Origin of the sequence: Haemophilus aegyptius, from assembly GCF_900475885.1 — a bacterium.
GTDB lineage: Bacteria > Pseudomonadota > Gammaproteobacteria > Enterobacterales > Pasteurellaceae > Haemophilus > Haemophilus influenzae.
The window spans coordinates 1311817-1331974 of record NZ_LS483429.1 but is presented as its reverse complement, the minus strand read 5'-3'; the positions used below and the strand labels follow the sequence as shown (position 1 = coordinate 1331974).

At 37.5% G+C, this 20158-nt stretch carries 20 protein-coding genes; 10 read left to right on the top strand and 10 right to left on the bottom strand.

Translation table 11 applies throughout. The features are described 5' to 3' along the window. The first annotated feature begins 1 nt into the window (after position 1). From DQN49_RS06940 to aroA, 3 genes are all read left to right on the top strand, one after another. Complete coding sequence (locus DQN49_RS06940; RefSeq protein WP_006996424.1) at positions 2–406, top strand: H-NS histone family protein; 405 nt, start codon at positions 2–4, stop codon at positions 404–406. A 69-nt stretch (positions 407–475) separates the two neighbouring features. Next, a complete protein-coding gene (gene purU / locus DQN49_RS06935) occupies positions 476–1312 on the top strand; it encodes a formyltetrahydrofolate deformylase (RefSeq protein WP_005661478.1) in 837 nt (278 codons plus the stop codon). Beyond that, the gene (aroA, locus tag DQN49_RS06930; RefSeq protein WP_006996425.1) at positions 1312–2610 is read left to right on the top strand and encodes a 3-phosphoshikimate 1-carboxyvinyltransferase; all 1299 of its coding nucleotides are present in this window, start codon (positions 1312–1314) and stop codon (positions 2608–2610) included. The genes purU and aroA overlap by 1 nt, the downstream gene beginning before the upstream one ends. 87 nt (positions 2611–2697) lie before the next feature. Here aroA and DQN49_RS06925 read toward each other — a convergent pair whose 3' ends face one another. The 10 genes from DQN49_RS06925 to DQN49_RS06880 form a co-directional block, all read right to left on the bottom strand. Continuing rightward, complete coding sequence (locus DQN49_RS06925) at positions 2698–4038, bottom strand: replication-associated recombination protein A (RefSeq protein WP_006996426.1); 1341 nt, start codon at positions 4036–4038, stop codon at positions 2698–2700. Positions 4039–4099: 61 nt separating this feature from the next. Further along, complete coding sequence (gene lolA, locus DQN49_RS06920) at positions 4100–4717, bottom strand: outer membrane lipoprotein chaperone LolA (protein WP_006996427.1); 618 nt, start codon at positions 4715–4717, stop codon at positions 4100–4102. Positions 4718–4734: 17 nt separating this feature from the next. Further along, entirely contained in the window at positions 4735–7503 is a 2769-nt protein-coding gene (locus DQN49_RS06915) for a DNA translocase FtsK (protein WP_013527753.1), read from the bottom strand. A 1-nt stretch (position 7504) separates the two neighbouring features. Further along, positions 7505–7984 carry a leucine-responsive transcriptional regulator Lrp gene (gene lrp / locus DQN49_RS06910; RefSeq protein WP_005664572.1) on the bottom strand — a complete coding sequence of 160 codons (480 nt, stop codon included), beginning with the start codon at positions 7982–7984 and terminating at the stop codon, positions 7505–7507. A gap of 79 nt (positions 7985–8063) precedes the next feature. Further along, positions 8064–9440 (bottom strand): DNA repair protein RadA, encoded by a 1377-nt coding sequence (gene radA / locus DQN49_RS06905; protein WP_005668320.1) that lies wholly within the window; start codon positions 9438–9440, stop codon positions 8064–8066. A 135-nt stretch (positions 9441–9575) separates the two neighbouring features. Next, a complete protein-coding gene (locus tag DQN49_RS06900; protein WP_013527754.1) occupies positions 9576–10619 on the bottom strand; it encodes a CYTH domain-containing protein in 1044 nt (347 codons plus the stop codon). A 323-nt stretch (positions 10620–10942) separates the two neighbouring features. Next, complete coding sequence (locus DQN49_RS06895) at positions 10943–11659, bottom strand: HvfC family RiPP maturation protein (RefSeq protein ID WP_006996434.1); 717 nt, start codon at positions 11657–11659, stop codon at positions 10943–10945. Then, positions 11649–12572 (bottom strand): HvfB family MNIO-type RiPP peptide maturase, encoded by a 924-nt coding sequence (locus tag DQN49_RS06890; RefSeq protein WP_013525968.1) that lies wholly within the window; start codon positions 12570–12572, stop codon positions 11649–11651. The genes DQN49_RS06895 and DQN49_RS06890 overlap by 11 nt, the downstream gene beginning before the upstream one ends. Positions 12573–12631: 59 nt before the next feature. Next, the gene (gene hvfA, locus DQN49_RS06885) at positions 12632–12919 is read right to left on the bottom strand and encodes an oxazolone/thioamide-modified RiPP metallophore HvfA (RefSeq protein WP_005681701.1); all 288 of its coding nucleotides are present in this window, start codon (positions 12917–12919) and stop codon (positions 12632–12634) included. Between the two features lie 38 nt (positions 12920–12957). Further along, positions 12958–13398, bottom strand: coding sequence for an HvfX family Cu-binding RiPP maturation protein (locus DQN49_RS06880; RefSeq protein WP_005686601.1), 441 nt, complete (start codon positions 13396–13398; stop codon positions 12958–12960). 222 nt (positions 13399–13620) lie between these two features. Here DQN49_RS06880 and DQN49_RS06875 point away from each other — a divergent pair, with 222 nt between their 5' ends. The 7 genes from DQN49_RS06875 (at position 13621) to DQN49_RS06845 (ending at position 20116) form a co-directional block, all read left to right on the top strand. Then, positions 13621–14301 carry a TIGR00153 family protein gene (locus DQN49_RS06875; RefSeq protein WP_005647270.1) on the top strand — a complete coding sequence of 227 codons (681 nt, stop codon included), beginning with the start codon at positions 13621–13623 and terminating at the stop codon, positions 14299–14301. A 24-nt stretch (positions 14302–14325) separates the two neighbouring features. Then, the gene (locus DQN49_RS06870) at positions 14326–15588 is read left to right on the top strand and encodes an inorganic phosphate transporter (protein ID WP_006996436.1); all 1263 of its coding nucleotides are present in this window, start codon (positions 14326–14328) and stop codon (positions 15586–15588) included. A 65-nt stretch (positions 15589–15653) separates the two neighbouring features. Then, complete coding sequence (locus tag DQN49_RS06865) at positions 15654–16265, top strand: TIGR04211 family SH3 domain-containing protein (protein ID WP_006996437.1); 612 nt, start codon at positions 15654–15656, stop codon at positions 16263–16265. Between the two features lie 6 nt (positions 16266–16271). Then, the gene (locus tag DQN49_RS06860; RefSeq protein ID WP_006996438.1) at positions 16272–17522 is read left to right on the top strand and encodes a multifunctional CCA addition/repair protein; all 1251 of its coding nucleotides are present in this window, start codon (positions 16272–16274) and stop codon (positions 17520–17522) included. A gap of 71 nt (positions 17523–17593) precedes the next feature. Continuing rightward, positions 17594–18214, top strand: coding sequence for a lipoprotein insertase outer membrane protein LolB (gene lolB, locus DQN49_RS06855; protein ID WP_013525970.1), 621 nt, complete (start codon positions 17594–17596; stop codon positions 18212–18214). 11 nt (positions 18215–18225) lie between these two features. Continuing rightward, the gene (gene ispE / locus DQN49_RS06850) at positions 18226–19167 is read left to right on the top strand and encodes a 4-(cytidine 5'-diphospho)-2-C-methyl-D-erythritol kinase (RefSeq protein WP_032826388.1); all 942 of its coding nucleotides are present in this window, start codon (positions 18226–18228) and stop codon (positions 19165–19167) included. Between the two features lies 1 nt (position 19168). After that, positions 19169–20116 carry a ribose-phosphate pyrophosphokinase gene (locus DQN49_RS06845; protein ID WP_005647284.1) on the top strand — a complete coding sequence of 316 codons (948 nt, stop codon included), beginning with the start codon at positions 19169–19171 and terminating at the stop codon, positions 20114–20116. Positions 20117–20158: the final 42 nt, after the last annotated feature.

Genomic DNA, 20158 nt, shown 5'->3' with positions numbered 1-20158 from the left:
TATGAACGAATTAGTAAGAGGTTTAACAAATCTTCGTAGTTTACGTGCTGCTGTACGTGAATTAACGTTAGAACAAGCAGAAAATGCCCTAGAAAAATTACAAACAGCTATCGAAGAAAAACGTGCTAATGAAGCAGAATTAATTAAAGCAGAGACAGAGCGAAAAGAGCGTTTAGCTAAATATAAAGAATTAATGGAAAAAGAAGGTATTACACCTGAAGAATTACACGAAATTTTTGGCACAAAAACTGTATCAATTCAAGCAAAACGTGCTCCACGCCCTGCAAAATATGCGTTTATTGATGAAAATGGCGAGCATAAAACTTGGACGGGTCAAGGTCGCACACCACGCCCAATTCAAAATGCGTTGAACAAAGGTAAATCATTATCTGATTTCGAAATTTAATTTTTCTATTTGAAACTAGAACCTATTTTATGGGTTCTATTTTTTTATCTAAACATAGCACACAACATTATGATCGAAAAAAAAATATTACTCACTGATTGCCCTGATGATAAAGGCTTAATCGCAAAAATAACTAATATTTGTTACAAACATCAACTAAATATTCTTCATAATAATGAATTTGTAGATTTTGAAACCAAACATTTCTTTATGCGCACAGAATTGGAAGGTATTTTTAACGAAGCTACTTTATTAGAAGATCTAAAATATAGCTTACCCGAAGAAACGAATTGTCGATTAATTGGCACCCAACGTAAGCGAATTGTAATTTTAGTCACCAAAGAAGCTCACTGCCTCGGCGATATTTTAATGAAAAATTATTATGGTGCGCTTGATGTAGAAATTGCAGCCGTAATCGGCAATCACGATAATTTACGTGAACTTGTTGAACGTTTTAATATTCCATTTCATTTAGTTAGCCACGAAAACTTAACCCGTGTAGAACACGACAAATTACTGGCAGAAAAAATTGATGAATATACGCCAGATTATATTGTTCTCGCTAAATATATGCGTGTGCTAAACCCTGAATTTGTCGCGCGTTATCCAAATCGAGTGATTAATATCCATCATTCATTCTTGCCTGCTTTTATTGGTGCCAAGCCTTATCAACAAGCCTATGAACGCGGTGTAAAAATTATTGGCGCAACGGCACATTTTATTAATAACGAATTAGATCAAGGCCCAATCATTATGCAAAATGTGATTAATGTGGATCATACTTATAATGCAGAAGCGATGATGCGTGCTGGCCGTGATGTGGAAAAAACCGTGTTAAGTCGCGCCCTTGATCTCGCTTTACACGATAGAATTTTTGTTTATAAAAATAAAACGGTGGTGTTGTAATGGAAAAAATTACTCTTGCACCAATAAGTGCGGTTGAAGGAACAATTAATTTACCAGGTTCTAAAAGTTTATCGAATCGCGCATTACTTTTAGCCGCCTTAGCTAAAGGCACAACAAAAGTAACCAATTTATTAGATAGCGATGATATTCGACATATGCTTAACGCCCTCAAAGCATTGGGCGTACGCTATCAACTGTCTGATGATAAAACTATTTGTGAAATAGAGGGATTAGGCGGAGCATTCAATATACAGAATAATCTTTCACTCTTTCTTGGCAATGCTGGGACTGCAATGCGTCCATTAACCGCAGCACTTTGCTTAAAAGGAAAAACCGAAAGCGAAATCATCTTAACGGGTGAACCTCGTATGAAAGAGCGGCCAATTCTCCATTTGGTCGATGCGCTACGCCAAGCGGGTGCAGATATTCGCTACTTAGAGAATGAGGGTTATCCTCCGCTCGCAATTCGCAACAAAGGGATAAAAGGTGGAAAAGTCAAAATTGATGGTTCAATTTCATCTCAATTTTTGACCGCACTTTTAATGTCTGCGCCACTTGCAGAAAATGACACAGAAATAGAAATTATCGGTGAACTAGTCTCTAAACCCTATATTGACATTACCCTTGCAATGATGCGAGATTTTGGTGTTAAGATTGAAAATCATCACTACCAAAAATTTCAAGTTAAGGGAAATCAATCCTATATTTCGCCTAATAAATACTTGGTAGAAGGCGATGCATCATCAGCCTCTTACTTTCTTGCAGCTGGAGCAATTAAAGGAAAAGTGAAAGTAACAGGCATTGGCAAAAACTCAATTCAAGGCGATCGTTTATTTGCTGATGTATTAGAGAAAATGGGGGCAAAAATCACTTGGGGAGAGGATTTTATCCAAGCCGAACAAGCTGAATTAAATGGTATTGATATGGATATGAACCACATTCCAGATGCCGCAATGACGATTGCAACCACCGCACTTTTTTCCAACGGCGAAACCGTCATTCGCAATATTTATAACTGGCGTGTGAAAGAAACAGATCGATTAACAGCAATGGCAACCGAACTACGTAAAATCGGTGCAGAAGTCGAAGGAGGTGAAGATTTTATTCGTATTCAACCGCTTCCACTCAATCAATTTAAACACGCCAATATTGAGACCTATAACGATCACCGTATGGCAATGTGTTTTTCTCTAATCGCACTATCAAACACACCAGTGACGATTTTAGATCCCAAATGTACTGCCAAAACCTTTCCTACATTCTTCAATGAATTTGAAAAGATTTGCTTAAAAAATTAAGTAAAAAAGTGCGAGTGCGGTCAATTTCAAAACAGTTTTCAAATTAACCGCACTTTCATTCCATTCTAAAAAAATCCTAAATAAAGATTATTTATACCGTTTTTTCACCGCACTTTTATCTTGCTCACGTAACCGTTCTAGTTTTTCCTTAATCTGAATTTCCATACCTCTATTCGTTGGAAAATAATATTGAGTGTCTTTTAATTCAAGTGGGAAATAATTTTCGCCTGCCGCATAAGCGTTAGGTTCATCGTGAGCATAACGATATTCAGTGCCATATCCGAGCTCTTTCATTAAATTAGTCGGCGCATTGCGTAAATGTGGTGGAACATCGTAATCAGGTAAATCTTTCGCTTGCTGTTTCGCAGTGTTAAATGCGGTATAAACTGCATTACTTTTTGGCGCTACCGCAAGATAGATAATGGCTTGGGCAATGGCTCGCTCCCCTTCATAAGCCCCCACTCGAGTAAAGCAATCCCAAGCAGCCAATGCGACTTGCATAGCACGAGGATCTGCATTTCCCACATCTTCTGAAGCTATGGCAAGTAATCGGCGCACGACATATAAAGGGTCTCCACCCGCTGTCAAAATTCGTGCATACCAATACAGCGCAGCATCTGGAGCAGAACCGCGAACAGATTTATGTAGCGCAGAAATTAAATCATAGAAACGATCACCTTGTTTATCAAATCTCGCTTGACGTTCGCCTAAGACTTCTTTTAATAAAGTGCGGTCAATTTTCTTTCCATTTTCCGTTTCATCTGCCATATCCACCATTAATTCGAGGCAATTCAAGGCTAATCGTGCATCCCCATTAACATATTCGGCAAGCACTTGCAGTAAATTCTCTTCTAAAATTAACCGCTCTTTACCCAATCCACGTTCAGGATCTTCTACAGCTTGCTGCAAAACTTGTTCAATTTCAGCCGTTGTGAGTGATTTCAGCACATACACTCGGGCACGAGAAAGCAACGCATTATTTAGCTCAAAAGAGGGATTTTCTGTTGTCGCCCCAATAAAAATAACGGTTCCGTCTTCAATGTGCGGTAAAAATGCATCTTGCTGGCTTTTATTAAAACGATGGACTTCATCCACAAATAAGATAGTTTTACGATCTGCAAGACGATTTTGTTTTGCACGCTCAATCGCTTCACGAATTTCTTTGATACCACTCGTCACCGCAGAAATTCGCTCTACTTCCGCATTAATACGTTGTGCTATGATTTCTGCAAGGGTTGTTTTCCCCGTACCTGGTGGACCCCACAAAATCATTGAATGAATATGGCCAGCTTGGATAGCTTTCCGCAGTGGCTTGCCCTCGCCAATTAAATGGCTTTGCCCAAAATATTGTTCTAGATTTGTTGGGCGCATTCTTGCCGCCAGTGGGCGAAAATCATTTTCGGCAAAATCAAAATTGAGGTTAGACATTTTTTATTTCTCACAAAATTGAAGGGCGTATTTCTACGCCCTTATTTAAAATAATCACTTGTTATTTTTTACGTTGGTCATCCACTTCAACGCCTTTTTCTGGCTTGAATTGGAACAAGCTATCAGACAAGGTTTGATTCGTAATATTACGTAAAACATAAAGATTGGTTTGCCCATCTTTCTCTGTCGTACTGAAATTTCGCAATATTCCATTAGCATCAACACGAATATCAAATTGCTTAATGTTGCTTGTGGATAAGGTTGGTTTTAACACAAAGGTATCCGATTGTTGTGTTACCGTATATTGATGCCAATGGCTATTATCATTGCTGGTAAGCAAAACAAAAGGAGTATTATTTACCGCATTTTTTACCCATTGTGCGGTCACTTGTTGCACAAATGGATCGTAGAACCATAAGGTTTTACCATCAGAAATAATCTGGGTTTCTTGAGGGGTTTTAGTCTCCATACGGAATAAATTTGGGCGTTTAATTTGAAGTTTGCCACTTCCTTGTTGAACATTTTTGCCACTTCCAGAAGTTACTGTTTGCACAAATTCTGCACTTAATACATCGACTTTAGCTAAACGCATTTGCAATTCACTTGCCGCATCAGCCAATGCCAAACTACTCAAACCAAGTAAGGCAAGTGCGGCAAATTTTAAGGTTGTTTTTTTCATTTTACTTTCCTTTTAAATTAGTATTCTGGACGATGCGATAAAATTTCACGCTTACCATTTTGCATTGGGCTAACAATCCCTTGTTCTTCCATTTGATCCATAATACGCGCAGCTCGGTTAAAACCTACGCTGAATTTACGTTGAATAGAAGATACTGAAGTTGTACCAGTATTAATAACAAAGTCCATTACTTCATCAAAGAGTGGATCTAATTCTCCACCGCTTGATATCCCTTTTTCTGAACTTTCCTCATCGTCTGCGCTTTCTAAAATTCCATCAATATAATCAGGTTTACCGCGTGCTCGCCAATCATCGGCAATATTGATGACTTCATCATCACTCATATAGGCTCCATGTACGCGGATTAAATCAGATGAACCTTGTCCAGAATAAAGCATATCTCCACGACCTAAAAGAGCCTCAGCGCCACCTTGATCAAGAATAGTACGTGAGTCAATTTTACTTGCCACCGTAAAGGCAATGCGACTTGGAATATTTGCTTTAATTAAACCAGTAATCACATCCACAGAGGGGCGTTGTGTGGCTAAAATTAAATGGATACCAATAGCTCTCGCTTTTTGTGCCAACCGTGCAATCAGTTCTTCGATTTGCTTACCCGCTACCATCATTAAATCAGCAAACTCATCGACAATAACCACAATATAACTCAATTTTTTCAACGCTGGTGGCATTGCATCCATCGTATCTCCCGGTCGCCAAATTGGATTTGGCACAGGCATTCCCATTGCTTCGTATTCATCAATTTTTTCATTAAAGCCTTCAATGTTTCGTACGCGTAAAGCTGAAAGCAACTGGTAACGACGTTCCATTTCATCTACGCACCAACGCAACGAATTAGCGGCTTTTTTCATATCCGTTACAACTGGTGTCAGTAAATGCGGAATATCATTATAAACAGAAAGTTCGACGACTTTAGGATCAATCATAATAAATTTCACATCTTCTGGTTGAACACGATAAAGTAAACTTAGAATCATCGTATTCACACCAACAGACTTACCTGATCCCGTAGAACCTGCTACCAATAAATGTGGCATTTTTGCTAAATCAACAATGACTGGTTTGCCACTAATATCTTTACCTAAAGCAATAGGTAAAGTTGCCTTGCTATCACGGAATTCATTGCTATCTAATACATCACGTAATGGCACCATTTGACGATGAAGATTTGGGGTTTCAATACCAATATAAGGTTTACCTGGAATAACCTCTGCCACACGAATAGAACGAAACATCAATGCTCTTGCTAAATCGGTATCGATGCTCGTGACTTTTGATGCTTTCACCCCTGGCTGTAATTCTAATTCATAACGCGTAACAACAGGACCAACAAGCACATCTTTTACGCTGGCTTTTACATTAAAATTGCGTAATTGTTGTTCAATACGCTGTGAGGTTTCCATTATTTCATCTGGTGTAATGCGTTGTTCATTTGGCGGATATTTTAAAAGCAAATCCAAACTAGGTAATGGTGTACTCGGTTTTTCACGTTTTGTTGTTTGCTGTTGAAATGCAGGATGAATCAAGCTACCGCTATAACCTTTATAATTAGGCTCTTGATTTTTGTCTAATTGAACGGCTTCCATATCATCCTGTAAGGATAGGTTAAATTTCACTCCATCTTTTTCTAAATCTACCTTTTCATCAACTTGAGTAGCAAAATGATTATCTACCATTTCAGTATTCAAAGATTCATGACTGGGTCTTAATAAAACTGTTGGCATTTCATCTTTTGTTAGCAAAGAAACTTGAGTAAAATCATCCGCACTTTGATTAATTGCTAAATCTTCTTGAACAACTGTTTTTACAGGCTTATTCCAAACTGCGACAAAATCATTTTTGCTTACCCTTTGTTCATCTGAATCACTCGATAAATTCACACTAGGCAAGCTTTCAGAATCAAACCCAAAAGAAAATTGCGGTTTTTCATTCTCTTCGTTCACGAGTTGATATTCTGATTTTATAGAAACCTCTGGATTTAACCCGCTAATATTAATTAAATGTGATGAAGATTCGCCAATTGAAATATTTTCTGCTTCTAAGGATAGCTTTACTGTTTCTATTTCACAATTTTGTTCTACATTGAGATGATTTTGATCTATATTTTCTGTTTCTGAACAATCTGATTTTACAATCACAATTTGCTCTAATTCTTCCGTTGATTTTTCTTGCTCAGCATTTTCTGATTGCTCATTTTTCATTGTTAGCCAATGATAAAATGCAACAATTAATCGAATTAACGATGCGCCAGAACAAAAAATAAAACCAATTAAAGCAAGCACAAAACCAATTAAAATTGAACCAAATTTACCTAATACAGGATAAAACCAATTTACAACAAGCGATCCGCCCAATACACCGCCACTCAAATAAAAAGTATTACTTGATAAAAACAACATACTCATTACGCAAAGCCCAATAATCAGCATGATAAAGCCAAAACTACGTAAAATAATTCGAGTACAGGAAAGCTGTTTAACTGCTTTTGTTTTCAATAAATAAATAGGCACGAGAAAAGCGGTGAAAGGAATAATATGGGCAACATAACCTAAAAAAACAAAAAAAAGATCGATTATCCACGCCCCAAATGAACCAACTTTATTAATTGTGTTTCCATACGCACTGGCTGTTGCCCAAGAATTATCAAGGGGCGTATAACTTGACCAAGCAACAATCAAATAAAGTCCAAAAAGTGCGGTTAATCCCAGCAAAAATTCCGCTAAATACTGTCTTAGCGTAAATCGTTCTGTAATTTGTTTAATCATATTATTTCAATACAAGGAAATTGGTTTGTTTTACTTCTTCCATCACAACATAAGTTCGAGTGTCATTTACACCTGGTAAACGTAACAATGTCGTGCCTAGCAATTTTCGGTATTCCGCCATATCTGCCACACGAGTTTTTAATAAATAATCAAAATCGCCCGATACCAAATGGCATTCTTGAATTTCTTCCAACGCTTGAATCGCTGCATTAAATTCTTCAAACACATCGGGCTTACCCCGTACTAATGTAATTTCAACAATCACTAACAATGGTGCATCCAATAATTCTGGATTTAACAGTGCGCGATACCCCATAATCACACCTTGTTTTTCCAAACGTTTAACTCGTTCTAAACAAGGTGTTGGCGAAAGCCCCACTTTTTTCGACAAATCGATATTGGAAATCTTACCGTTGCGTTGTAATTCATTCAGAATTTTTATATCTATCGCATCCAATGCTTTATTTCGTTTTTTTTCCATTTTCTTTATTTCTTTGCTCATAAAAAGGAACAACTATTCTACAGAATTTTCCTTTCATTTTCAGTAGACAATGATTTTTTTACAAATTATCTAACACAGCGAGCGCATCCGTGAGTTTTTTCACAGTAAAAACCTGCATATTTTCGACCGCACTTTTCGGCTTGTTACCAAAAGGAACAATAGCACGTTTAAAACCGTGTTTTGCAGCCTCGCTAATACGTTCCTGTCCACTTGGCACAGGACGAATTTCTCCCGCTAATCCAACTTCGCCAAAAATCACTAAATCTTGCGGCAAAGGGCGATTACGGAAACTTGAAATTAACGCAAGCAACAAAGCTAAATCCGCACTGGTTTCACTGACTTTTACACCACCAACCACATTTACAAAAACATCTTGATCCGCCATTTGTAAGCCACCATGTCGATGTAACACCGCCAATAATAGAGCTAAGCGATTTTGCTCTAATCCCACCGCAACACGGCGAGGATTTGCCAGCATTGAATGATCCACCAAGGCTTGAATTTCCACTAAAAGAGGACGAGTACCCTCCCAAAGCACCATAACGGAGCTGCCCGATGTAATCTCATCACCACGACTTAAAAAGATCGCCGATGGATTTTTCACTTCGCGCAAACCCTGCTCTGTCATTCCAAATACACCTAATTCATTGACTGCACCAAAACGGTTTTTATGGCTACGCAAAGTACGATAACGAGAATCGGCTTCGCCTTCTAATAACAATGAACAGTCAATGGCATGCTCTAACACTTTAGGCCCTGCAAGGGTTCCGTCTTTCGTAACGTGTCCAACCATAATAATCGCCACTTGGCGAGTTTTCGCATAACGAGTGAGGAAAGAAGCACATTCACGCACTTGAGCTACACTGCCTGGCGATGATTGAATATCTGCCAAATGCATTACTTGGATAGAATCTACCACGATAATTTGCGGTTTTAATTGATCCGCCAAATTACAAATCTGTTCCACAGAGGTTTCTGACAACATTTTTAATTGATCATTTGGCAATCCCAATCGGCTTGCGCGCATCGCAACCTGTTGTAATGATTCCTCTCCCGTTACATAAAGTGCGGTCATGTTTTTTGCCAAACCACACATAACCTGTAGTAACAATGTACTTTTCCCTGCTCCAGGATGCCCACCAATTAAAATCGCACTCCCCGGTACGATCCCGCCACCAAGTACGCGATCCAATTCATTAAAGCCACTGGAAAAACGAGGCGTTTCTTGCAAACTAATTTCAGAGAGCGTTTGAATTTTTGCCTGAGTTTCCCCCGCATAGCCACTAAAACGATCATTTTTTGATTTTGCCGTGGAAATTAAGCGCACTTCCGTGATTGTATTCCACGCTTTACAAGCGGAACATTGCCCTTGCCAACGAGAAAACTCCGCACCACAATCGTTACATACATAAGCTGTTTTCGGGGCTTTAGCCATTTTATTCTCCGTATTTGCCGTAGATAACTTCCCGTGGGTAAGTATACCCACGGTTAATTATAGTTATAGTAGTTCCCCTTTGGGGAACACCAAACTACCCCAACGGGGTAACACTGAGATTAGCCTAGGGTATACCTACCCTAGGTCATAAGATAATTCCATTAATTTGATCATTCGCTCAAAATAAACTCGACTTTTCAAAAGTGCGGTCAATTTTTCAATAGTTTTTTCATTGTCTTTCGTTTCACTGTGAAAACGAATCAAATCACGAATTTCAACAAAGATTTTCTGATTGCTTTCTAACAAAGCTGGTAAGCAAGTTTCTTCTTGTTTCTCTGTTGCCACTGCTTCTAAGATTTTCCCATTTTCATCATAATAATGATAAAGATTAAAAAATGCCCCGACTCGCTCCACTGTTTTCATAAAATCTTGGCTAAAAAGTGTGGGAGAAAATGATAAGGTTTCTTCCAAAAGTTTCTGTTCCATTTTCAACACAGAATTAAATTTTGTACAAAAATCTACCGCACTTTCTCGTTCTTCTTTTAAGAAATCACGCCATTTATTGAGCCAATCTGTTAAAAATTGTTTTGAGCCCAGCAAATAACCACGCTTCGCTTTACTTGCGCTACTAAAATAAATATCTCTTTCGAAAGGCAAAGTTTCCACAAAATCAAAAAGATCCTGCACATTGCCAGATTTTAATTCAAATTCAATTTCACAAATAGGCTGTTCATATTCGCCTGCAATAATTTTGCCTTGATCGAATGCCACTTCAATTTTAGATTGTTGAAATTCAACTAACCAAAAAGTGCGGTTAAAATCTGTGGAGAAAATAGGTTGTAGTGTAGAGCTAGGTAATTGTTCAAAAGGATAAAGTACTCTTAATTGGGCATTGGTTGGCGTTTCTTTTTCGGTTAATGGTAAATTATATTCTGGGCGACTATGCAATCCACCAACAACTTTGCCGTTAGTTTTAAGCGTTAATGTAAGTTCTTGATCTTCTTGACGAATACGCAACCCCATTTTTTGTTTAGCAAGAAAATGATCGGGATAATCATAATAGGTGTTACCCAAAAATAAATTTTGATGTTCTAAAATCGTAAATTTTGCAAGATATTGTGGCAATTCAATACCTATTTGTGGCGAAATCGCCAATTTTAATTCAATTTCTTGTAACATAATATTCTCCATTTAAATTAACTGGTTAAATATACAATACAATAGAAATAAATCAAGATTTTTGTGGTGTTTTACTTTACATATTAAATAGCTATAAATGAATTTTTATTTATTGTGATTAAAATATTGCGACTTTTAAATAAAAAAATAATCCGAAAAACATAAACAGATTTCATCGGATAATATTGATAATTTTAAATAACAAAGCCAGATTAAAATGTGAATATTTACTAATCTAAATTAGCAATAATTGTGAAATGTCAATTAAAATAAGTAAGATGAAAATATGAATATTTTCATCTTACTCAGCATTTTCAAAAATTTTATCTTTGTTCGGGGTAAATTACTTCAGATGTAACCCATTTCATCCATACTTGCTCTAATAATGGGATTATTGACGTACTATCTTCAACCATTGTATTAAGAGCAGACAAAACATTTTCTAATGAATTTGGTTGTTCTTGTAGATAACTTAACAACCAGTAATCTAACTCTGAAAGGATTTGTTGCTGAATCCTAAAATCACTATCACGCCATATAATAGCTTGAATTGGCGTGTCATCAAATTGTTTAAAGTCACTTGATAAAAAATCAACGTCATAACTTTTTAAATAAGCTGCGCCAGATAATTGCATTACGCTATGTCTATTCCACTCAAATTTTTCAGGCACTTTGGCTAAAGAAACTTCTGCGAGTAATTGTGTATTTTCAAAATCCATCAATGCCAATATATTTGTATCAAATATCTCTTTTTCTTGACAAAACAAGAGAAATTCTCCTGCAATATCTTGGAAATAAGGAGAATGGGCATTACCATTTTGCACAAAATTTTCTTTAGCATTTTTCCAATACTCTGGCTCAATATGCAATGGTGCTTCAACAAAACAACGATCAATAAAACCAAAAGCATTATTACGAACTAAACGTGTATATACCACTAAACGGTTTGCAGCATAACCATTTAAAGGATCTGCATTACCTAACCGAATAGCATTTGCCAATGCTTGCTGAGTTTCTTTCAATGATGACTTAGGCAGCATAAGACATTACCTCTGTGTGAGCGTATTTTTGCTGTAATTGTGCAATATGCTCAACTTCGGCGTAAAGTTCTGCAAATGGTGGGAAGTTGAAATCACGCTCCAATAAGGTTGGGGGAATCGTAGGTAATCGTTGATAGGCATATTCGAGTAAATCCCATACAGTGCCTTTTACAGCTTCTCCGTGTGTATCAATTAATAATTCAGGTAAATGGCGATATGCTCCTTTTACTTTATTAAATGATTCATTTGCTGAATTCTCTACTACTTGTGCAGCAGAATGTTCTTCATCGTGCCCTGCAATATGAATGTAATTAACACGTTTAACATCAACTTGATCTAAAAAGACATAAGGATCAAGCAATCCGTGATTAACACCATTAACATAAATATTATTCACATCTAAATGAATGCCACAATCAGCCTCTTGTGCGATAGCATTTAAAAATTCCACTTCATTCATTGTGCTAGTAGGAGAATGCAAATAATAAGAAGTATTTTCTAATGAAATTTGTAATCCTAAGAAATCTTGCACATCACGTATTCGTTGCGCAACGTGTTTTACTGCTTCTTCTGTAAATGGCATAGGTAATAAATCATATAAATGCCCTTCACATTCACAATAACTTAAATGTTCAGAAAAGAAAGACGAATTATATTGATTCATTAATGCTTTCGTATTACGGAGTAATTCACGATCAAGTGGTGCTTGCCCACCTAAAGAGAGTGAAAGACCGTGTACTGCTAACGGAAATCTTTCCGCTGCTTGATCAAATTGATAACGTGCCATTCCACCCATTTTACTCCAATTTTCTGGTGCGACTTCAATAAATTGAATAGCGTTATTTGAGGGAAGTTGTAAAAAATCCTCAGCTAAATTCCGACGATAACCTAGTCCAGCACCTTGTAATTTCATAATTAACTCCTTTTTAATAAAAGCTGGCATAAATTGTTACACCAGCATAATTATTATTCTTATTTAGAGCCGCATTTACCTTCGCCACATTTGCCTTCAGCAGCTTTCGGTTTGCTCGCACCACATTTACCCTCGCCACATTTACCTTCAGCAGATTTAGCTTTGTCTGCACCGCATTTGCCTTCACCACATTTACCTTCTGCAGCTTTTGTTTTCACGCATTTATCGCCCACACAAGGTGTTGCTGTATTATCAGTATTGCTTGACTTTGATTCAGCATGTGCTGCTGTCGCTACTGCCATCGTTAATGCACCTGCTAATGCTGTTAATGTTGCTAATTTTTTCATTTGAATAATCTCCTAGAGTTTGAATTTTAAATAAATAATTAGAGAAATTTCAACCAGCTTTTAGTTGGATAAACCTTCTTAATAAGCGTGTCTAAAGAGAGTTTCCCCGCTCCCTGCGTAATTAAGATTAATAAAGTCACCACATAAATTAATGGTAATTTATAACCATTATCACATACGTTATAACCTGAATCGGCGTGAATGCTATACCACGCGACAGAGATTAAAATCGTTAAACTTAATGCACTAAAACGTGTTAGCACACCAAATATCAGCAAGAATGGGAAAATTAATTCTGATCCCATTGCAACGTGCCAATTAATATCGGCTGGAATAAGATTAAATGGAAAAGGAAAACGATCTTGTATTTCAGCGAACCAATTTTGTCCATTCCATTTTTCTAATCCTGCCTCAAAAAACTCCCACGCGAGAAAAAAGCGTAAAATTAATAAACTTACGCCACTGCCGATACCTTGCATCTTACAATCCTTCATTTTTTTACCTTTCAAATTTTCTCGCTTTTAAAGCGAAAAGTGTATTGAGTTACTTATCTTACCACACTAGGAAATATTACCCAGTTGCTTAGTTAGTCGAAGATAAACCTTTTTTCTTACAAATTTTTTTGAAAAATTTTAACTATCAACAAAAATCGGGTAATATGCGCACGAATTTTTAACCCCTTAATTTGGAGTAAATCACTTATGGCAATGAATAATATTCTCGGATTATTTGCCCATTCGCCTCTCAAACCGTTACAAAAACACTCTGAAAAAGTGACCGAATGTAGCGATCTTTTGATTCCTTTTTTTCAAACTACTTTCTCAAAGAATTGGGAACAAGCGGAAGAAAAACGCTTAGAAATTTCTCAATGTGAACGCGAGGCAGATAGTTTAAAACGTGAAATTCGATTGAAATTGCCACGTGGTTTATTCTTACCTATCGATCGTACTGATCTTTTAGAATTAGTCACGCAACAAGATAAACTTGCCAATTATGCCAAAGATATTGCAGGCCGTATGATTGGTCGTCAATTTGGTATTCCTGAAGAAATGCAAGAAGAATTCTTACATTACGTAAAACGAAGTTTAGATGCTATTCATCAAGCTCACCGAGTAATAGAAGAAATGGATAAGCTGTTAGAAACGGGTTTTAAAGGCCGTGAACTCAAATTAGTCAATGATATGATTCAAGAACTTGATTCAATTGAAGATGATACAGACCAAATGCAGATCAAATTGCGTAAAATGCTTTACACCATCGAAAGCCGTTATAATCCAATTGATGTAATGTTCTTATATAAAATTATTGAATGGGTTGGTGTTTTGGCTGACCAAGCACAACGTGTCGGTTCGCGCATTGAATTAATGCTCGCACGTTCATAATCAACAAAACATAGGAAATAAACTATGGAAATTATTAGTCAATATGGTTCTTGGTTGGTGTGGATCACAGCAGTCTTTGGCTTTTTTATGGCGTTCGGAATTGGAGCGAATGATGTCTCAAACTCAATGGGAACATCAGTAGGATCTGGTACCATAACCGCCAAACAAGCAATTATTATCGCATTAATTTTTGAATCTGCTGGTGCCTATCTAGCAGGTGGTGAAGTAACACAAACCATTAAAAGTGGTGTAATCGATCCAATACAATTTGTCGATACGCCAGATATTTTAGCTCTAGGTATGCTTTCAACCTTATTTGCATCTGGGGCTTGGTTATTTATTGCAACCAAAATGGGTTGGCCAGTTTCTGGTACACACACTATTATTGGTGCAATTATTGGATTTGCCTGTATTACGATTGGCCCTAGTTCTGTAGATTGGTCAAAGATTGGAAGCATCGTTGGTAGCTGGTTTGTCACGCCTGTCATTGCGGGTATTTTGGCTTATGCAATCTTTGCAAGTACGCAAAAACTTATTTTTGATACCGAACAACCACTAAAAAATGCACAAAAATATGGCCCTTATTATATGGGGATAACCGTGTTTGTACTTTGTATCGTGACGATGAAAAAAGGCTTAAAACACCTAGGCTTAAATCTTTCAAACAGTGAAACTTTAATCATTTCACTTGCCATCAGTCTTATCGGAATGTTTTTCTTCCATTTCTATTTTAAAAGCAAAATCTTCACTCAATCAGCAAACAAAGGCACTTTTGGTGCAGTAGAAAAAGTCTTCAGTATTTTAATGTTATTAACCGCTTGTGCGATGGCATTTGCGCACGGTTCTAATGACGTAGCCAATGCAATTGGCCCTCTTTCTGCAGTGGTCTCTATTGTAAATGAAGGCGGTAAAATTGTTTCAGGTGGAGCCTTAACTTGGTGGATTTTACCCTTAGGTGCATTAGGTATTGCTGTGGGCTTAATTACTATGGGACAAAAAGTGATGGCGACTGTTGGCTCTGGGATCACCGATTTAACGCCAAGCCGTGGCTTTGCCGCTCAATTTGCTACTGCGATGACTGTTGTCGTTGCATCCGGTACAGGCTTACCCATCTCAACAACACAAACACTTGTTGGAGCTATTTTAGGTATCGGCTTTGCACGCGGTATCGCTGCACTGAATTTAACGGTTATCCGAAACATCATTAGTTCTTGGATTGTCACATTACCAGCAGGCGCATTTTTCGCCATTATTATTTTCTATGTGCTAAGAACTATCTTTAATTAATTGATCTCAATAAAAAGTGCGGTTAATTTTAACCGCACTTTTGTTGTGATGTTTAAGGGGAAAAAATGAAAAAGATCTATAAAGCCTTAATCTCATCTTTACTTTTAAGTACATCAATAAATGTTGCTTATGCGGAAACCCAATATGTTACTGAAAATTTAAGCACGTTTTTACGCCGTGGTGCTGGTGAACAATTTAAAATTGCAGGTTCAATTCAAGCGGGCGAAGCGGTAAATGTATTAGAACGCCAAGGCAAATACACACTCATTCGCGACAATAAAAATCGTGAAGCTTGGATTTTAAATTCAGACTTAAGCAGCACGCCAAGTAGTAAAGAAGAAAATCCAAAATTAAAAGCGCAAGTCCAAGAATTAACCTTAAAACTTAGTCGTTTAGATGGCAATTGGCAGCAGCGTACCGTCGAAATGCAACGTCGAACCAAACAAGCTGAGCAACAAAGTGCGGATCTTTTAGAACAAAATTCACAATTGAAACGTGAACTTGAAATGACCAAAAATAAAAATCGTGATTTAGAAGCGATACTTGATGCAGGTAAACGAGAAATTGCGATCCAATGGTTTATTTATGGCGGTTCAGTATTGGGCGTAGGCTTACTCTTCGGCTTGCTCATTCCTTATGTGTTACCAAAACGTCGCCGTCGCGATGGCTGGACATAATCACGAATGAAAGTTTATTTGGTTGGTGGGGCTGTTCGTGATCAATTATTGGATTTACCAGTAAAAGATCGTGATTGGATTGTGGTAGGCACAGACCCCGCTACGCTACTCTCTCTCGGTTATCAGCAAGTAGGCAAAGATTTTCCAGTTTTTCTCAATCCTAAAACAAAAGAAGAATATGCGCTTGCCCGAACAGAACGTAAATCTAGCGCAGGTTACACGGGCTTTATTTGTGATTTCTCCCCAACAATCACATTAGAACAAGATTTAATTCGACGAGATCTCACTATTAACGCGATGGCTCAAAGCGAAGACGGTGAAATTATCGATCCTTATGGCGGAAAACAAGATTTAGAAAATCGAATTTTACGCCATATTTCTCCCGCTTTTTCAGAAGATCCTTTACGAGTATTGCGCGTGGCACGCTTTGCAGCCCGTTATCATTCTCTCGGTTTTAAAATCGCATCAGAAACACTATCCCTAATGGCAGAACTTGCCCTATCGGGAGAATTACAACATCTCACGGCGGAACGCGTTTGGCTAGAAACAGAAAAAGCCTTAAACGAAAAAAATCCTGAAATTTATTTTGAAACCTTACATAAAACAGGCGCATTAAGCGTTTTATTTTCTGAAATCGATGCCCTTCATGGGGTGCCAAATCCAGTAAAACATCATCCCGAAGTGGATAGTTTTATTCATACCATGTTGGTATTAAAACAAGCAGTTAATTTGACTGAAAATAACCCTATCCTAAATAAAAGTGCGGTCCGTTTTGCCGCAATTTGTCATGATCTTGGCAAGGCTCTTACACCTCAAAATATTCTTCCTCATCATTATGGGCATGAACAAGCTGGCATAAAACCGACTAGATCATTGTGCAAACGCTTGAAAGTCCCAAGTTATTTTCAAGAACTTGCAGAACTGACTTGTGAATTTCACACACATATTCACAAAGCCTTTGAGCTTCGAGCTGAAACCGTCATAACGCTGTTTAATCGTTTTGATGTGTGGAGAAAATCACAACGCTTTCAAGAATTTCTACAAGTATGTCTAGCTGATACTCGAGGTAGAACAGGTTTTGAAAATAAAGACTATCCACAAATAGATTACATCAATCAATTATTACACTCTGCAAATGAAGTAGATGTGCAACAAGTTATTGCCGATGGATTTGAGAAACAAGCAATCAAAAATGAATTGACGAAACGAAGAATCTTAGCGATTAAACAAACAAAAACGAATTACCCAAAAAATTAACACATAAAAGTAACTTTACTCAATTAAACTAAATCCTTAAAATACGTGAGCTTATTAACTTGATGAATAATATGAAAACCTTTAAATTTCTCACCGCACTTTTTGCCACTGCGATTCTAACCGCTTGCACATTAGATATGGAACGTCCTACTAATGTACAATACATTGATAAAACGGATGCGATATGGCAACAACATTTACAAAAGATTCAAAAAATTCAATCCTATCAAGCCAAAGGACAAATTGGTTATATCAGTCCTACAGAACGTTTTTCTAGCCGCTTTGAATGGCAATACCAAAATCCGAAATCTTATACGCTTAAACTCTATTCTTTAATCAGTAAATCTACCCTGTTGATTCAAATGCATCAAAGCGGGATGACAATTTCCGATAACAACGGCAATCAACAATCTGCAGCCAATGCTAAACTACTATTACAAGAGATCATTGGCATGGATGTACCATTAGAATATTTAGCTTATTGGTTGAAAGGCCAACCAGCAATGAACGCGGATTATCAAGTTGGCACCAACCATTTACTTGGCGCATTTACTTATCATGTGGATGGTTCTCAATGGACGGCAGATTATCTAACCTATCACTCAAATAATTCAATGCCTGAAAATATTTTGCTGAAAAATGACAGCACGAAACAAACCTTAAAAATTCGCGTAGACGAGTGGATTTACTAATGAATACATTAATGAAATCACATCAATTTTCTACCGCACTTTGCCAAAATACAACACAATCAAATGGGCAGCCATTACGCTTCCCTAGCCCAGCAAAACTGAATTTATTTCTTTATATCAATGGAAAATTGCCGAACGGCTATCATGAATTACAAACGCTTTTCCAATTTTTAGATTTTGGCGATTGGTTAGACATTAGTATTCGGGAACAAGATAATCAAATTGTTTTAACGCCAGAAATTCCAAATCTAAAAACGGAAAATAATCTAATTTATCGAGCCGCAAAACTTTTACAAGAAAAAGCCAATATTCAATTGGGTGCAAATATTCATTTAGATAAAATTCTTCCAATGGGAGGCGGTGTTGGTGGCGGTTCATCCAATGCAGCAACCGCATTAGTCGCGTTAAATTATTTATGGCAAGCCAATTTATCCATTGATGAACTAGCAAAATTGGGATTAACATTAGGCGCGGATGTGCCAATATTTGTACATGGACACGCAGCTTTTGCTGAAGGCGTCGGGGAAAAAATCACTTATTGTGAACCTGCCGAAAAATGGTTTGTTATATTAAAACCCGATGATTCAATATCGACGGCTGTCATCTTTCAAGATCCAAATTTACCACGTAATACACCGAAAAAATCCCTCGAACAACTTTTGAGTGAACCTTATAAAAACGATTGCGAAAAAGTTGTGATAAATCATTATTCAAACGTTGAAAAAGCGTTAAACTGGTTGCTACAATATGCGCCGGCAAGATTAACAGGAACGGGCGCCTGTGTTTTTGCTGAATTTGATCATGAAGCAGAAGCGCAAGCGGTATTTAGACAAAAACCAGAAGCATTTTTTGGTTTCATCGCTAAAGGACTCAATGTGTCTCCCTTGCACGCAATGTTGAAGCAGCTATCATCAACTCATACTCATAGACAATCTAAACCTGAGGTTTTATAAAATGCCTGACATTAAACTCTTCGCGGGTAATGCTACACCTGAACTTGCAAAACGTATTTCTGAACGTTTATATATTTCACTAGGCGATGCAACAGTCGCTCGTTTCAGCGATGGAGAAATTCAAGTTCAAATTAATGAAAATGTGCGTGGTGCGGATGTATTTATCATCCAATCAACTTGTGCGCCAACCAATGATAACTTGATGGAATTGGTTGTGATGGTAGATGCGTTACGTCGCGCATCTGCTGGTCGTATTACTGCCGTGATTCCTTATTTCGGCTATGCTCGCCAAGATCGTCGTGTTCGTTCTGCTCGTGTGCCTATTACCGCTAAAGTTGTGGCAGATTTACTTTCAATTGTTGGTATTGACCGTGTCTTAACCTGTGACCTACACGCAGAACAAATCCAAGGTTTCTTTGATGTTCCCGTAGACAACGTATTTGGTTCGCCAGTTTTAATTCACGATATTTTGAAAAAATCTGATCTTAAAAATCCAATTGTTGTTTCCCCAGATATTGGCGGCGTTGTGCGTGCTCGCGCTGTCGCTAAATTATTAAACGATACGGATATGGCTATTATTGACAAACGTCGTCCACGCGCAAACGTAGCACAAGTAATGCATATTATCGGTGATGTTGCAGATCGTGATTGTATTTTGGTTGATGATATGATTGATACTGGCGGTACGCTTTGTAAAGCGGCAGAAGCATTAAAAGAACGTGGTGCAAAACGTGTTTTTGCTTATGCAACTCACGCCGTTTTCTCTGGTGCAGCAGCCAAAAATTTAGCCAGCGATGCCATTGATGAAGTTGTAGTTACTGACACGATTCCTCTATCAGAAGAAATGAAAGCGATCGGTAAAGTTCGCGTGCTTACACTTTCTTCCATGCTGGCAGAAGCCATTCGCCGCATTAGCAACGAAGAATCTATTTCTGCGATGTTTAACTAAATTAAAATTTCAATAAAAAATACCGCACTTTTATTGCCAAAG

What these genes read in the sequence shown, in the direction of transcription:
- DQN49_RS06940 (WP_006996424.1), top strand. Translation starts at nt 2, where the DNA reads ATGAACGAATTAGTAAGAGGTTTAACAAATCTTCGTAGTTTACGTGCT.
- purU (WP_005661478.1), top strand. Translation starts at nt 476, where the DNA reads ATGATCGAAAAAAAAATATTACTCACTGATTGCCCTGATGATAAAGGC.
- aroA (WP_006996425.1), top strand. Translation starts at nt 1,312, where the DNA reads ATGGAAAAAATTACTCTTGCACCAATAAGTGCGGTTGAAGGAACAATT.
- DQN49_RS06925 (WP_006996426.1), bottom strand. Translation starts at nt 4,038, where the DNA reads ATGTCTAACCTCAATTTTGATTTTGCCGAAAATGATTTTCGCCCACTG.
- lolA (WP_006996427.1), bottom strand. Translation starts at nt 4,717, where the DNA reads ATGAAAAAAACAACCTTAAAATTTGCCGCACTTGCCTTACTTGGTTTG.
- DQN49_RS06915 (WP_013527753.1), bottom strand. Translation starts at nt 7,503, where the DNA reads ATGATTAAACAAATTACAGAACGATTTACGCTAAGACAGTATTTAGCG.
- lrp (WP_005664572.1), bottom strand. Translation starts at nt 7,984, where the DNA reads ATGGAAAAAAAACGAAATAAAGCATTGGATGCGATAGATATAAAAATT.
- radA (WP_005668320.1), bottom strand. Translation starts at nt 9,440, where the DNA reads ATGGCTAAAGCCCCGAAAACAGCTTATGTATGTAACGATTGTGGTGCG.
- DQN49_RS06900 (WP_013527754.1), bottom strand. Translation starts at nt 10,619, where the DNA reads ATGTTACAAGAAATTGAATTAAAATTGGCGATTTCGCCACAAATAGGT.
- DQN49_RS06895 (WP_006996434.1), bottom strand. Translation starts at nt 11,659, where the DNA reads ATGCTGCCTAAGTCATCATTGAAAGAAACTCAGCAAGCATTGGCAAAT.
- DQN49_RS06890 (WP_013525968.1), bottom strand. Translation starts at nt 12,572, where the DNA reads ATGAAATTACAAGGTGCTGGACTAGGTTATCGTCGGAATTTAGCTGAG.
- hvfA (WP_005681701.1), bottom strand. Translation starts at nt 12,919, where the DNA reads ATGAAAAAATTAGCAACATTAACAGCATTAGCAGGTGCATTAACGATG.
- DQN49_RS06880 (WP_005686601.1), bottom strand. Translation starts at nt 13,398, where the DNA reads ATGCAAGGTATCGGCAGTGGCGTAAGTTTATTAATTTTACGCTTTTTT.
- DQN49_RS06875 (WP_005647270.1), top strand. Translation starts at nt 13,621, where the DNA reads ATGGCAATGAATAATATTCTCGGATTATTTGCCCATTCGCCTCTCAAA.
- DQN49_RS06870 (WP_006996436.1), top strand. Translation starts at nt 14,326, where the DNA reads ATGGAAATTATTAGTCAATATGGTTCTTGGTTGGTGTGGATCACAGCA.
- DQN49_RS06865 (WP_006996437.1), top strand. Translation starts at nt 15,654, where the DNA reads ATGAAAAAGATCTATAAAGCCTTAATCTCATCTTTACTTTTAAGTACA.
- DQN49_RS06860 (WP_006996438.1), top strand. Translation starts at nt 16,272, where the DNA reads ATGAAAGTTTATTTGGTTGGTGGGGCTGTTCGTGATCAATTATTGGAT.
- lolB (WP_013525970.1), top strand. Translation starts at nt 17,594, where the DNA reads ATGAAAACCTTTAAATTTCTCACCGCACTTTTTGCCACTGCGATTCTA.
- ispE (WP_032826388.1), top strand. Translation starts at nt 18,226, where the DNA reads ATGAAATCACATCAATTTTCTACCGCACTTTGCCAAAATACAACACAA.
- DQN49_RS06845 (WP_005647284.1), top strand. Translation starts at nt 19,169, where the DNA reads ATGCCTGACATTAAACTCTTCGCGGGTAATGCTACACCTGAACTTGCA.